This is a genomic window from Engelhardtia mirabilis (assembly GCF_007748095.1).
Taxonomy (GTDB): domain Bacteria; phylum Planctomycetota; class UBA1135; order UBA1135.
The window spans coordinates 311050-325549 of the sequence record NZ_CP036287.1 but is presented as its reverse complement, the minus strand read 5'-3'; the positions used below and the strand labels follow the sequence as shown (position 1 = coordinate 325549).

Here is a 14500-nt window from a genome sequence, read left to right as displayed (position 1 = left end):
CGTCAGAAGCTCCAGGACAGGCCGACGGCGAGCAGCAGGTCGTCCTTCTTGGGCACCTGCCCGTCCGAGTCCGGCGCGGGCTGGCCCACGCGGTTCCACTGCAGGCGCAGGTCCAGGTCGAAGTCCCACCACAGGTCGACCGAGAGCTCGGCCGATGCCAACTGGTTCGTGTCCTGCACGTCCTCCAGGCCGATCTCGGCCGAGTAGGCGAAGTCCACGTCGACCGTGGAGCTGGCTCTCCAGGACAGGGTCGTGCCGAGGATGCCCGTGGCGCTCTCGTCCTGGGCGCTGGAGCCCGTCTCGACCGAGGCGTAGCGGGTGACCCGATAGCCGAGGGCGGCGGAGAGGTCCCACTCCACGGTCGACCGATCGACGACCGCGTAGCCCAGGCCCGTGTAGGGCGAGGCGCGCAGCTCGATGTTCTGGAACTCGTCGCGGTACAGCTCGAACCCCAGCGGCGTCAGGAACAGTCGCGAGTTCAGGAACCAGTCGTAGCGCGAGCGCAGGCGTTGGTTGTCGGAGTTGCTCTCTCCGTCGAGCTCGGAGTAGGCGCTGTCCCAGTCGATCGTCAGCCGGCTGCGCGCGGTGCGGCGCAGGAGCGAGAGGCCGGTGGTCAAGTCGAGCTGATCGGTGTTGCCGCGCCGCACGGTGGAGCCCAGGGTGAGCTTGCCCGACCAGAAGTTCGACTCGCGCGGCTCGCCGGGGACGATGCGGACCACGGCCTCGCGGGGCAGGTCGCGCAGGCGCTCGCCCTGCTCGACGAGCAGGCGTCCATCGAGCAACTGCACCCGCCCGATGAGCTGCTCGCGCCCCTCCAGCAGCAGGGTGAACTCCCGCGCCGTGCGCAGCTCGACCACGTCCGCCCAGTCGATCTCCAGGTCGTCGAGCTCCGCGCTGTCGAACTGCACGGTGCCGCGGTCGAGGACGATCAGCTCGCCCTTGAGCCACTCGCCGGAGACCAGGCGCAACCAGTCGGAGCCGTCGCTGGTCACGACCGTCGCAGTGACCGGCGGCGCTTGGCCCTGGTCCGGCCCCGCTCCCTGGGCAGCCGTCGCCAGGGCCGGCGCGATGAGGGCGAGAGCGATCGAACGGGCTGGGGTCGGGACGGCGGACATCGAGAGCGGGGGCGCTGCGGCGATCGGGGGCGCGCAAGGATAGCGCGCCGATCTGCCCTGCCGAGGCTCCCGCGCGAGCGATCCGGCCATGCGGCTCGCGCCGCCGCGCCGTGGGTCCGTCCGACCCCGACCGCCGACAGGAGCCGGCGATCGGGGCCTTGACCTTCAGCTCAGAAGGCGGCGTCGAGGTGAGTCACGTACTCACCCGAGCCGAGCACGAGCTGGCCGCCGACGGTGAGCACCAGGGGCTGCTCGTAGAGGCCGATCACCTCGATGCCCGGGCCGAAGCTCGAGAGGGTGAAGGGCACCACCAGTTGCCCGCTCGCGGGGGTCGCGCCGAAGCCCGCGAGCTGGAACAGGGGCGATCCCACCAGCAGGGAGCCGCCGAGGCTCGGCAGGTAGAGGCCGGCCGGCGCCGGCGAGATCAGGAGCAGCACCAGATCGCCGGGCTGACCGTCGAAGGTGACCGTCGCCGACTGACCTTCGCGCACCGGGTTGGGGCTCACTTCGATCGTGTGCGAGATGCCGGCCAGGTCGGTCCGCTGCACGAGGGTCAGGTCCTCGCTCGCGCCCGCTTGCCCGTCGGCGCAGTTCGTCGCGCCGGACGCTCCACCCGCGCCCCCGGCGCCACCGGCGAGGGTGACCGCTCGGCGCACGACCGTCGAGGCGTTCGCGACCAATGCCGTCCCACCATCGCCGCCGGCAGTGCAGTTGGTCAGGAAGAACCCGGCATCCGCGCCGATTCCGCCGTTGCCTCCGAGCACCACAGCGCCATCCAAGAGCACGAAGCTGCCGACAGCGACCAGACCCTGGCCGCCCTGACCACCGCTGATGTTGTCGGCGGAGAAGGCGGACTGGTTCCAGCCGCCGCCGGCCTGCACGCTGCCGCCGTAGACCTGCACGGAGGAGTTCTCGACCACCAGGCCTGCGCCGCCGGTGCTCACGGTCGGGATCGCGCCGACGTTGCCGACGAAGGTGCAGTCGACGAGCGACACCTGGTCGGACCCGGACACGGAGCCGCCGTCCGCGACAGCCGTGAGGAACGGCGAGACCGGCGTGTCGCCGCTGAAGTCGCAGTCTTCGACCCAGACGCTGCCGGTGCAGTTCTCGATGGTCAGCCCCTCGCTGGGCACGAAGGCTCCGGCGCCAGCGGATGCGGACAGGCCCCGAAGCACGGCGCGCTGGCCGGCGGCGAGGTTGCGAACCGTGATCGCGCCCGTGGGAACAGTCAGGCCGGTGTCGGCCACGATCGCAAGGCCCTTGCCGTCGACGACGAAGTCCATGCCCTCGCTGCCGCGCACGAGGATCGTGTCGCCGTCAGCAGCGGCGGCGATGGCCTGGGGGATCTGGACGAAGTCGCCTCCGCCGCCGGGATCGACGACCCAGACCTTGGCCTGGACGAGGGGGGCAGTGGCAATCAGGAACGAGGTGAGGAGAACCATGGGAGGGTTGGTCTGAGACCTGGCTGGAGGAGGACGCCGATCCGATGTGTGCGCAGGGCGGCGACGGAAGCGCCGAAGAGAATGTGCCGCGCAGTCCGTGTTTCCTGGTGGAGCAATCGAGAACTTGCGAGCTCCCTACCGGTCGAGTGACGACTCGACAGGCCACGACGGACTCCATGACGCGGCTCGACACCCATGAGCGACCGCACCAGGAAGTCCCGGCAACGCCGCTCGACGGTCGACAGTACCTCCACGTCGTGACCGGCGCCGGGCACGAACGAGAGGTCGAAGTCCCTGTCGACCTCGATCAGGGCGCGAACCGTCGCTGGGACCTCGTTCCGCATGCCTCGACCGTCAGCGACGAGGTCCGGCCGACCGCGCGGACACGCCCCGCCGCGGTCGCCATGGCGAGCACGCTACGGCCGGCGCGGGGCGCGCCGTCGACGAGCGGACCTGCGGCCGACTGGCCGGCGTCTTGCGGGCTCGAGATCCTGCCCCGGGGGCGTGGTCGGTGGCATGGCACCAGTGCCGCGGGCCCAGCGCCCCGGTACGCGAGTCTCTCCCGCCGCCCGAGCGCCACAGCTCGTCGGTCCGCCGTAGGCTTGCCCCTAGCTCTCCGACCCCGGGGATGCCAACCGCCGACTCCGCCGCGCGGCCCACGATTGGACGGTCTGACATGCTGCTCACCCTTGTGACCCTCGCCCTCGCTCAGCAGAGCTGGACCATCGACGACGATGGCCCGGCGGACTTCGCCGATCTGCCGGCAGCCGTCGCCGCCGCGAGCGACGGAGACATCCTGCAGCTCATGCCCGGGAGCTACACGGGCACGACGATCACCAAGAACCTGAAGCTCCTCGGCTACCCGCCCTCCTCCTTCGAGATTCCGAAGATCGGTGCACCGGGACTGATCGTCGACGGCAGCGGTGGCGGTGCGACGACCTTCACCCTGACCGATCTGCGGGTCGACGACTTGGTGCTGCGTAACCTGACTGCCCGAACTCGGGTGGACACGGCCACCGTCGCCGGACTTCAGGTCGAGAGCTGCACGGACGTCGTCGTCACGCGGTCCTACGTCAGCGACGGAGCCCTGCCCTCGGCATCGATCGAAGTGACCGACTCCGCGGTCCGCTTGACGACCTGCAACATCACAGGTGGAACGGAGGCCTCGACCCTGGACGGCAAGGCCGGTCTGGCCCTCTGGGGCGATTCCGACGTGCGGCTCGCGGGCTGTGTGCTCACCGGGGGCAACGTCGGCGATGCCGTCTTCTCCAGCCTGATTCCCGGCCCGGCGATTCAGGTCGTCGACGGTGCGGCGAGCGTGACGGTTCACGGGTCCTCCTATCACCCCATCGACGGGGGCCACGATCCGTTCTCGTCGCTCGACTCGGTCCTCACCCAAGCCCCATCGGTGGAGATCCTCGGTGGAACCCTGGACCTCTCGTGGAGCGCGGTGGACTTCCCGGACGCGCCGGTGCCCGCGGTGAGTCCGGCAGAGCCCTACCTGGAGGTCGGCCCAGTCGGGGCGCCGCTGTTCGGTCCTGATCCGACTCGCGACCTGAGGGTCTTCGGCGCGCCCGGCGACGTCGCCGCCGTCGCTATCGCAGTGGGCTCCAGCACGAGTCTCCCGACGGGCTTCTCGGGTGAGAGCCTGCGGGTGAACCTCGACCAGCTCGTCGTGCTCGAGCTCCTCGCCCTGCAGGGGCAGGACGTCCCGGCCTTCGTGACCGTGGCCCAGCCCACCGGCCCCAGCCTCTCCGGGATCGAGCTCGATGTCCAAGCACTGGTCGCGCTCTCGGGCGGCACATCCTTCGTCACGAACGCCTCGCAGATCGTGTTGAAGTAGATCGATTCGCCGGTGTCGCCGACATCGCGGAGCGAATCGGCAGGAGAGTGTGCGACACCAGATCTGCCAACCACGGGTCCAGCCCGACCTACGACCACCCCCATTTCACATGCTGCTCGCCCTCGCATCCCTCGCCCTCGCTCCTCAGATCTGGACCATCGACGACGACGGTCCCGCGGACTTCGCCGACCTCCCGGCCGCCGTCGCAGCGGCGAGCGACGGGGACATCCTGCAACTCATGCCCGGCGACTACACGGGTACGACGATCACCAAGGACCTGAAGCTGTTCGGCTACGTGGTCGGTTTCTTCGAGAGCGTGAAGATCGTCCATCCGGGTCTGGTCGTCGATGGCAGCGGGGGCGGGCCGACGACCATCACCCTGCTCGACCTCCAGGTCGAACACCTCGTGCTGCGCAACCTACCCGGGCGCGTACGGCTGGACGCGACGAGCTGCTACAACGTCGAGATCGAGGGCTGCGCGGACGTCGTGCTCACACGCGCCGGCTTCGGGGCTTTCTCATCGTCGTTGGCCGCGCTCACCGTGACCGACTCCAAGGTCAGCTTGGTGAGCAGCGGGATCGCCGGTGGCATCGCGCCCGAAACCAAGAACGGCACGGCCGGCCTGGCCCTGTCGGGCGAGTCGGAGGTCAGTGCCGTGGGTACCCGGATCATCGGGGGGAACGCCGGCGACCTCTTCTTCGGATCCGGTACTCCGGGCCCTGCGATCCGCGTCCTCGACGGGGCGGCGAGCTTGACGGTTCGTGGCTCGTCGAACCACGAGATCGCCGGAGGTTACGATCCCTCCTCGCCGCTCGCCCCGGCGCTGACTCAGGTGCCGTCGGTGCAGGTCCTCGGCGGAACCCTCGACCTCACGTGGAGCGGAGTCGACTTCTCGGACGCGCCGACCCCCCCGTTGACGACCGCCGAGCCCTACCTGCAGGTCGGCCCCACCATCCCCGCCAGCCCGCTCAATCCGTATCTGGACCGCGAGCTGACCGTGTTCGGTGCACCGGGCGACGTCGCCGTCGTCGCGGTCGCGGCCGGGTCCAGCACCAGCCTCCCGACGAGCTACCTGGGTGAGAACCTGCGTGTGGACCTCGGCCAGCTACTCCTGCTGGAGCTGCTCGTCCTGCAGGGGCAGAACGTCCCCGCCACCGCGATCGTGACGCCGCCAACCGGACCCTCCGTCGTCGGCATCGAGGTCGACGTGCAGGCCCTGGTGGCCCTCGCGGGCGGCGGCTCGTTCGTCACGAACTCCGCGCAGATCCTGTTGAAGTGAGCGGACGCGCGGCCCGCTGCGGCACGACGTCGGCTCTCGTGTTCGTCACTTCGCGGGCCCGGTCAGCCGCACGGACGTGACCGGTCGGTCGGCCGAGATGTCGAAGGAGACGGAGCCCGTTCCCTCGGCGATGGGGAGCTCGCCGTCGAGCACGAGAAGGCGCGCGTCGGGTGGCGACCCGAACCAACGGACCGTGCACGGGCCGAGCGGCAGTCCGTCGACGCAGGTGCTGGCGCCGGACCAGGAGCAGTGGGTCAGTCCCTGGGCCGTCTCGAGCTCGAGCACGGGGGTGCCCGCGAGGACGAAGTCGGGTCCGAGCTCGATCTCGAGGGTGCCGAGGACTCCCGGGTCAAAGCGGACCAGCGCGGCCGGGCCCGGCCTGACTCGAATCTCGCGCGGGCCCGTCGGCGGGATCTCGATGCCGCGCGCCGAGAGCAAGGCGGCCCGGTAGCGGCCGGCGGGGACCCGCTGGACGAGCTGGTCGTCGTCCAGCGCCGTCAGCTCGTAGAGCAGATCGGACGCGCCGCCCAGCCCCTCGAGCGTGAACGCCCAGTCGTCGGAGCAGGCGGCCCGCCCAGCCACGATCGACCGCGCGCCAGCGAGCTGCACACGAACCGAACCCTGCTCTTGTGTTGCGCCCTTCGTCGGCAGGACCACGTCGAGCAGCTCCCAACCCACCTGGGCGAACGGCGCGAGGCGCAGGGAGGACTCGACGCGCTCCGTTCCCGGCAGCTCGAGCTCCAGGGCGACCTCGGCGGCGAAGTCGGCGCGGAGTTCCTCGAACTCCAACACGATCGGCCAGCCGCCGGTCCCGGTCGGATCGACCTCGAGCGGATCGATCCCCGCCAGGGGCAGGAGCGGGTGGTTCGACGCGACCATTCCCCGCGCGCCGCGGCGGATGGCGACTTGGCATCCACCCTTCACCTGCAGCCCGCCGCGGAGCGCGAGTGCAGCACCCTCGTCCGTCGTCGCCGACACCATCGCCGCCGCAAGGGGTCGGAGGACGAGCTCGACGGGGACTCCCGGTCGTGCCGGCTCCGCCAACGGGCCGCTGAGGGAACCCCGGATCACCCCGTGAACCCACCACCGCGAGTGCCCGTCGACCGCGCCGAAGCGGAAGCGCCCGTCGGGGTCGGTCGTGGTCCGACGCGGGTTGCCCCAGCCGTCGGCCTCCTGGGCGAGGATCGCCGCCGTCGTGGGCGCCGGCGCGTTCGACTGGTAGCCGACGACTTCGGCCCCGCCGACCGGCGAGCCCCGCAGGTCGACGACCCTGCCCGAGAGCTCGGACGCCGCACGAAGCTGCACCAAGGTCTCGTCCGCGATCTCCTCACCCGCGAGGATGCGTGTCCAACCGACGAGTGAGTCCGTCCCCGCGAAGACTTCGACGCCGCCAGTCAGCGCCTCGCGGGTGGTGAGAGCGATGCCGTCGGCGTCGGTCCGGCCCAACTCGACCTCGGTCATGAAACCTGTGGCCGAGAGACCCACGACACCGACCTCCGCCACGGACGGCGATCCGTCGGGGCCCACGACGCGAATGACGACCACCGACGAGGGCGAGGCCGCTTGCGCCGCAGGGGGCAGATCGAGCGTGGAGACGTCTCCTCCAGCGCGCTCGCGAACGACCTCGGTCGCCAAGGACCTTGGCCCCTGCGCCTCTGCGGACGCCTCGACGGCTGGAGACGCGCCCGTCGCTGCGCGTCGATCGTCGGCCCCTCGGCCGCTTCGAGCGACCGAGTAGAGGAGTGCGCCCAGGGCGACCAAGGCCAGGGTGAGTAGCGTTCCCTTCATCCGTGCTCTCTCGTCGTCGGCAAGGGCCCGGTCAGTCCTGGCGGCCCTCGATCGCCGCGATCAGGATCGCCAGGGCCAGCACGAGGCGGCGGTCGATGGTCGACGAGGACGGGATCGCGACCTCGAGCTTGTAGACGAACGGGTTGAAGCGCTGGGTCAACTGGACGGCGCCGGGGCCCTCGCCGAGGGTGAAGCGTTGGGGCACCAGGTTGACCAGCAACCGCCGCAAGAGGGCCATGCCCAGGGAGTCCTCTTGCAACCGCGCGACCAGCCCTCCCTCGGCGTCGAGCAGCTCCCAGGAGTCCCGCACGATCGACGACAACCCCCGGCGCCGCGCCGCGCCGACCACCCTGCCGTCGCGCTCGTCGACCACGTCGTAACAGGCGGCGAAGTCGATCACCTGCCGCGCCCTGATCCGCAGCAACGGCTCGGACTGGGCCTCGCCTGCGAAGACACGGATGTCCTCCTTCAGCCGGAAAGCCCTCTGTTCGGAGTAGGCGACCACGTCGCCGCGAACGTCGAGCACGTAGAAGCCAGCGCCGAAGAGCTTGAGCAGCTTGCGGCGGATCGTGTAGCGGTCGTGGGCGAAGGGGTCGGTGGGCATGGCGGGAACTAGCCTGTGTCGAGGGGCGTCGCGACCTACGCGCACGCGTAGACCTCGACCATTCGACCGTGGCACGGGTCGGGGCCCCCCCGGGATGGGCTGATTCCGGCGCGGCTCCGGCAGGTCATCCTGACGATGCCGGACGGCCCTGGGCCTAGCCAGGGCCAATCCATCCATGAAAATCCCTCACGGCATGAAGTATTTTCATGGTAGACACGGCCGCGATGCAGATCCCCCGCTCCCGGGCTCGAGGCTCGGTCGAAGAGGCGCTGAGACGGAGTCCGGTCACCGTACTCACCGGCCCCAGGCAGTCCGGAAAGACGACTCTAGCCCGGGAGTTCGCCGATCCCGATTCCGTCAACTACTTCGACCTCGAGGACCCGGTCTCCTTGGCACGACTTGACGAGCCCATGACCGCGCTGCGGCCGCTCGAGGGCCTGGTGGTCATCGACGAGGTCCAGCGCCGTCCGGACCTCTTCCCCGCCCTGCGGGTGCTGGCGGATCGCCGCGGATCCGAGGCACGCTTTCTGATCCTCGGCAGCGCGTCGGGCGCGCTCTTGCGCCAGAGCTCGGAGAGCCTCGCCGGTCGTGCGGAGCATGTAGAGCTTGGCGGCTTCGACCTGAATGAGGTGGGCCCGAAGAGTCAGCGGCCGCTCTGGTTACGCGGCGGATTCCCGCGTTCTTTCCTCGCGGCGACTGAGGAGGATAGCGCCCAGTGGCGGCGCCAGTTCGTGCGGACGCTCCTGGAGCGCGACCTCCCGGACTGGGGTGTACGTGTGCCGTCGACCGCCCTGCGTCGCTTCTGGACCATGGTCGCGCACTACCACGGCCAGACCTGGAATGCCGCCGAACCCGCGCGTGCGCTGGGCGTGAGCGAGGCCACGTGCAGGCGCTACCTCGACCTGCTGACCGACGCGCTCGTGGTCCGACAGCTCCAGCCGTGGCATGCCAACTTGAAGAAGCGCCAGGTCAAGTCGCCGAAGGTCTACGTCCGTGACAGCGGACTACTCCACACCCTCTTGGGGCTCGATTCGGAGATGGCACTGCTCGAACACCCGAAGCTGGGCGCGTCTTGGGAGGGCTTCGCGATCGAGCAGATCCTGGCCCGAGTGCCGCATGACGACGCGTGGTTCTGGGCGACACACCAGGGTGCGGAGATCGACCTCGTTCTGCGACGCGGGTCGCGACTTCTCGGGGTCGAGTGCAAGCGCGCCGACGCGCCGACGATGACCAAGTCCATTCGGATCGCGATCGCCGACCTCGCGCTCGAGCGGGTTGCGGTCGTCTACCCCGGTCGCAAGCGCTACCCGATCGATGATCGCGTGGATGTCGTCCCGCTCGAGACGCTGGCGGCGGACGAGCCTCTGTTCCCGGACGCCGCTTCCTAGTGTCCCGTACGCCGCGGGGCCGACCGAGGCCCAACCGATTCGGAACCGGCGGGCTTTGTCGTGCGACTGGCTCTCGCCGCGTCAGACCCGCGCGCCCGCCGGCTCGACGCTCACCGGGCAGACCTTCAGCTCGGCCGTGTCGGTGATCGGGTCGTAGCCGGCGCCGGTCAGGTCGTTGACGCGCACGTCGCCGAAGCTGAAGGAGCAGAAGACCGTTCCGCGCGGGGACTGGTCGGTGGCCTTGACCTTGATCAGGACCTCGCCGCGGGGGCTCTTCATCAGGGCCACGCCGCCGTCGACCAGGCTCAGGCGCTGGACGTCGTCGGGGTGGACTTCGAGCAGCTCCTCGGGCACCAGCCAGTCCGGTCCCTTGGCGCGGCCGGTCATGGTGCGCGTGTGGTAGTGCGCGAGGCGGCGGCCGGTGGTGAGCCAGATCGGGTAGTCGTCGCTGACCGTCTCGGCCGGGTCGCGGTAGCCGGGCGTGACGAACAGGCCGCGGCCGCGGGGGAACTCGCCCAGGTGCAGGATCGGCGTGCCGGGGTGCTCGCGGTCGGGCACCGGCCAGTGGTACTCGCCCTTGTCGATGCGGTCCCAGTCGAGGCCGGCATAGGTCGTGGAGAGCTGGCACAGCTCGTTGAACACGTCCTTGGCCGACTGGTAGGGGAAGCCGTCGCCCAGGCCCATGGCCCGCGCGATGCCGGCGATGATCTCCCAGTCGGGCTTGGCCGAGCCGGGGGGCTCGACCGCCTTGCGCACGCGCTGGACGCGGCGCTCGGTGTTGGTGAAGACGCCGTCGACCTCGCCCCAGCCGGCGGCGGGGAAGACCACGTCGGCGCGCTCGGCCGTCTCGGTCAGGAACATGTCGATCACGACCAGGTGCTCGAGGGCGTCGAGGGCGTGCTCGCAGTGGGCGCGGTCGGGGTCGGAGACCACCGTGTTCTCGCCGCAGATCAGCATGGCGAAGATCGACTCGCCGCACTGCTCCAGGGCGCGCACCTTGGTGATGCCCAGCTCGAGGTCGACCTCGCGGCCCCAGGCCTGGGCGAACTTCGCTTGGTTGGCCGGGTTGGTGACCGGCTGGAAGCCCGGGTAGTTGTTGGGCAGGGCCCCCGCGTCGCCGGCGCCCTGGATGTTGTTCTGGCCGCGCATCGGGTTGATGCCCGTGCCCTCGCGCCCGATGTTCCCGGTCAAGAGCACCAGGTTCGAGAGGCTCTGGACGTTGTCCACGCCGCAGATGTGCTCGGTGATGCCGAGGGTGTAGTAGATCGCGCCGCGCTCGGCCCCCGCGTAGAGGTGCGCCGCGCGCTCGATGTCGGCGGCGGGCACGCCGCAGATGCCCTCGGCCCACTCGGGCGTCATCGTCTCGAGGTGCTTGACCAACGCGTCGTAGCCCTCGGTGCGCTCGGCGATGAAGGCCTCGTCGGTCAGGCCGTCGCGCACGATCACGTGAGCCATGGCGCCGAGGAGCGCCACGTCGGATCCGACCCGCAGGGGCAGGTGCAGGTCCGCCATGCGCGCCAGGGGGATCTTGCGCGGGTCGGCGCAGATCAGCGTGGCGCCGTTGCGGATCGCCGTCTTCAGACGCGTCGCCGCCACGGGATGCGTCTCCGTCATGTTCGTACCGATGCAGAAGATGACGTCGGGCTTCTCCATGTCGACGAGCGGGTTGCTCATCGCACCACGACCGAGGGTGGCAGCCAGACCGGCTACCGTGGGAGCGTGTCAGGCACGGCTACAGTTATCCACGTAGTTGGTGCCGAAGCCGTAGCGCACGAACTTCTGAACGCTGTAAGCCGATTCGTGGGGCGCGCGGCCCGAGGCCACGGCGTAGACCGCGTGGCGGCCGTGCTTCTCGACGACGCTCTTGAAGCCCTTGGCGGCGCGCTCCCAGGCCTCTTCCCAGGAGGCCGGGACGAGCTTGCCGTCCTTGCGGACCAGGGGCTGGGTCAGGCGCTCGTCGGAGTCGACCCAGTCCCAGCCGAACTGCCCCTTGACGCACAGGGCGCCCAGGTTCGCGGGGCCGTCCATGGCCGGCTGCACGCCGACGATCTTCTCGTTCTTGGTCAGGATGTCGACGCTGCAACCGACGCCGCAGTAGGGGCAGATCGAGCGCGTCTTCTCAAACTCGCCGGGCTGGTCCTGGGCCTCCATCGAGCGCAGGTCGCCCAGGGCGCCGGTCGGGCAGGTCTGCACGCACTGGCCGCAGAAGGTGCAGTCGGAGTCCTCGAGCAGCCCCGCGAACTCGGTCGTGATCTGGGTCTCGAAGCCGCGGTTCGCCACGCTGATCGCGTAGTCGCCCTCGCGCTCGGCGCAGACCCGCACGCAGCGGTAGCAACTGATGCAGTTGTCGTAGTCGCGCAGGATCATCGGGTTCGTGTCGTCGGGCCGCGAGGTCCCCGACTGCTTGCCGACGAAGCGCGAGCCGTCCGACTCGTAGCGCACGGCGAGGTGCGCGAGCTCCTGGCTGGCCAGGCCGCGCAGGGGGTCGATCCGCGCGCCCTTGGGGTTCTCGGACACGACCAGGTCCATCAGGGTCTTGCGGTGGCGCTCGATGGCTTCGGTCGCCGTGCGCACGACCATGCCGTCCGCGGCCATGGTGGTGCAGGAGGCCACCGGGTTGCGCGCGCCCTCGAGCTCGACCACGCACAGGCGGCAGGCCCCGAAGGCCTCCAGCCGGTCGTCGTAGCACAGGGTCGGGACGTCGCGCTCCAACCGGCGCGAGACCTCGTAGATCGTCTCGCCGTCCTCGAAGGGGACGCTCTGGCCGTCGATGGTGATCGTGCTCATGACTTGCGGGCCTCCAGGTTCGCGTCGACCGCATCGGGGAAGTCGCGCAACAGACTCTGGGTGATCAGGGGGGCGGCGATGCCGAGGCCGCAGGCGCTGACCGCGGCCATGGTGGTGCCGATGTCGGCTACCTCGCGCTTCCACTCGTCGGCGTCCGCGGGCCCGGCCTCGCCGGCCAGGCGCTCGGTCAGGCGCTGGGTGCCGATGCGGCAGGGGAAGCACTTGCCGCAGGACTCGTGGGCGAAGAAGGCCATGGCTTGGCGCGCCAGGTCAACCATGTCGCGACGGTCGTCGAAGACCATGATCCCGCCGGCGCCGAGGAACGAGCCGCGCGCGCGCAGGCAGGGCTCGTCGAGGGTCACGTCGTCGAACTTGCCGAGGAACCCGCCGGACAGGCCGGCCATGGTCACCGCCTGAAAGGTGCGCCCCTCGAGCGGCCCGCCGGCCCAGTCGTTCAGCAACGTGTCGAGCGGCAGACCGATCGGCACCTCGTAGTTGCCCGGCCGCTGCACGTCGCCCGACAGGCTGATGATCTTGGTGCCCGCGTGGTCGCCCAGGCCCAGGCCGCGGTACCAGTCGGCGCCCTTGGCCAGGATCGGCGGCACCGACGCCAGGGTCTCGACGTTGTTGACGACCGTGGGCAGGTCCTCGAAGCCGTGGGTCACCGGGTAGGGCGGCTTGTTGCGCGGGAAGGGGTGCTTGCCCTCCAGGCTGTTGAGCAGCGAGGTCTCCTCGCCGCAGATGTAGGCCCCCGCCCCGCGGCGCACGTACAGCTCGAAGCTGAAGTCGCTGCCGAGAATGCGCTGGCCCAGGAGCCCCGCGTCGCGCGCGTCGAGGATGGCGTCCTCGAGGATGCGCTCGGTGTGCGGGTACTCGTAGCGCAGGTAGATGAAGCCGCGCGTCGCGCCGGTGGCGAAGGCCGCCAGGGCCATGCCCTCGATCACCGCGTGGGGGTCGTAGTCCATCAGGACTCGATCCTTGAAGCAGCCCGGCTCGCCCTCGTCGGCGTTGCAGACGATCGTCTTGGGTCCCCCCGGCGCCTCGGCCACCGCGCGCCACTTGCGCCCGGTGGGGAAGCCGGCGCCGCCGCGCCCGGCCAGGCCACTGGCCTCGACCACCTCGATCACACCCGCAGGCGAGCCCTCGCGCACCGCGCGGGTCAGGGCCCCGTAGCCGCCGTCGGAGCAGTAGCCCATCAGCGTCGCGCGGCCGTCCTCGCGGATGCCTGCGAAGCAGCACTCCTCGAGCTCGCCCGGGTTGTCGTCCGGCATGGGTGCCGGGGTCTCGCGCAACTTCGCGCCGGGCCGCCCGGCCAGGTAGCGGTTCTCGACCAGCACCGGGATCGGATCGTCGCAGCGCCCGGCGCAGGGCATCGGCGTGGCGCCGTCCAGCTCGGCCATCAACTCGTCGGAGCCGCGCAGCTTGCAGATCGGCCCGTCGCACACCCGCGGCCGGCTGTGCCCGCCCTCTTCGCGCGCGAAGTGGTGGTAGAAGGTCACCGTCCCGTAGAGGTCCGCCAGGGGGATCCGCAGCCCCTCGGACACCGCGCGCAGGGCCGCCTCGGAGAGGTAGCCGTCGCGGTTGTGGAAGGCGTGCAGGAGGGGCAGCAGCGGGGCCGGCTCCACGGCCCAGCGTGCGACGAGATCTTGGTCGGTGGACACGGGGGAAGAAGGTACCGCGGGGGCCTGCGGGTGGACAGGGGCGGCGCTGCCCGGGGGGCGGCGCGGGGCCGCGTGACCGGATGCTCGGCCTCCGAGCGTCGCGCGCGGGATCGCGAACGGGACCGAGGAACAATCGCTCGCGCCGATCGACGGGGGCGACACGATCAGTTGGAGCGATCTCGAGCCGCGATCGCCCAGGGCGCGAGGCCGTCCTGATCGCCCGCGCATCCCGACCCTCCGCGCAGAGTGGGGTCCGGTCCGAGGCCGCGGTCCGGGTGCACGGTCCAGGTTGCCGTCGAGCTGCGAGAGATCCCCGTGACCGTCCGCAGAGGCGTCGAGCACGAGCCGGCGCGCGAAGACAGGCGGTCAGCGGGTGTCCGCTTCGAGGTCGGTGGGCCGCGGGGATTGCTACCGGATCCTGAGACCGCTCAGGGCCAGCTCCCGCCCGACGTCGAATGGGGTTGCCGGAGGTCTGGCCGCGGGGCACGACAAGGGGCCTCGAAGTCCTAGCCACGACTTGACGCGGAACCCGGCGGGCGCGGACCCGTTGATGTTGCCGACGCCCGCTCCACGAAGTCCTCGATCCCTCTTCC

General features: G+C 70.5%; 9 protein-coding genes. 3 read left to right on the top strand and 6 right to left on the bottom strand.

Translation table 11 applies throughout. The annotated features are described in order from the left end of the window. Positions 1-2 precede the first annotated feature (2 nt). Both Pla133_RS01240 and Pla133_RS01235 read right to left on the bottom strand, forming a co-directional pair. Positions 3-1115 carry a DUF481 domain-containing protein gene (locus Pla133_RS01240; protein WP_419192015.1) on the bottom strand — a complete coding sequence of 371 codons (1113 nt, stop codon included), beginning with the start codon at positions 1113-1115 and terminating at the stop codon, positions 3-5. Between the two features lie 170 nt (positions 1116-1285). After that, positions 1286-2557: a hypothetical protein gene (locus Pla133_RS01235; RefSeq protein WP_145061558.1), complete on the bottom strand. Its 1272-nt coding sequence runs from the start codon at positions 2555-2557 to the stop codon at positions 1286-1288. 676 nt (positions 2558-3233) lie between these two features. On the opposite strand from Pla133_RS01235, the gene Pla133_RS01230 reads away from it, so the two are divergent. After that, positions 3234-4400: a right-handed parallel beta-helix repeat-containing protein gene (locus Pla133_RS01230; protein WP_145061556.1), complete on the top strand. Its 1167-nt coding sequence runs from the start codon at positions 3234-3236 to the stop codon at positions 4398-4400. Between the two features lie 109 nt (positions 4401-4509). Then, positions 4510-5679: a hypothetical protein gene (locus tag Pla133_RS01225; protein ID WP_145061553.1), complete on the top strand. Its 1170-nt coding sequence runs from the start codon at positions 4510-4512 to the stop codon at positions 5677-5679. Between the two features lie 45 nt (positions 5680-5724). Here the strand turns inward: Pla133_RS01225 and Pla133_RS01220 are convergent, their stop codons facing one another. Beyond that, the gene (locus Pla133_RS01220; protein ID WP_145061551.1) at positions 5725-7467 is read right to left on the bottom strand and encodes a peptidase associated/transthyretin-like domain-containing protein; all 1743 of its coding nucleotides are present in this window, start codon (positions 7465-7467) and stop codon (positions 5725-5727) included. Positions 7468-7498: 31 nt separating this feature from the next. Continuing rightward, positions 7499-8071: a hypothetical protein gene (locus Pla133_RS01215; RefSeq protein WP_145061548.1), complete on the bottom strand. Its 573-nt coding sequence runs from the start codon at positions 8069-8071 to the stop codon at positions 7499-7501. Positions 8072-8295: 224 nt separating this feature from the next. On the opposite strand from Pla133_RS01215, the gene Pla133_RS01210 reads away from it, so the two are divergent. Then, on the top strand, positions 8296-9459 hold the full coding sequence (locus Pla133_RS01210) for an ATP-binding protein (protein WP_145061547.1): 1164 nt from the start codon (positions 8296-8298) through the stop codon (positions 9457-9459). An 81-nt stretch (positions 9460-9540) separates the two neighbouring features. Here Pla133_RS01210 and fdhF read toward each other — a convergent pair whose 3' ends face one another. Next, on the bottom strand, positions 9541-12246 hold the full coding sequence (gene fdhF / locus Pla133_RS25795) for a formate dehydrogenase subunit alpha (protein ID WP_419192014.1): 2706 nt from the start codon (positions 12244-12246) through the stop codon (positions 9541-9543). Beyond that, on the bottom strand, positions 12243-13907 hold the full coding sequence (locus Pla133_RS01195) for an NADH-ubiquinone oxidoreductase-F iron-sulfur binding region domain-containing protein (RefSeq protein ID WP_419192013.1): 1665 nt from the start codon (positions 13905-13907) through the stop codon (positions 12243-12245). Before Pla133_RS01195 ends, fdhF begins: the two co-directional genes overlap by 4 nt. Positions 13908-14500: the final 593 nt, after the last annotated feature.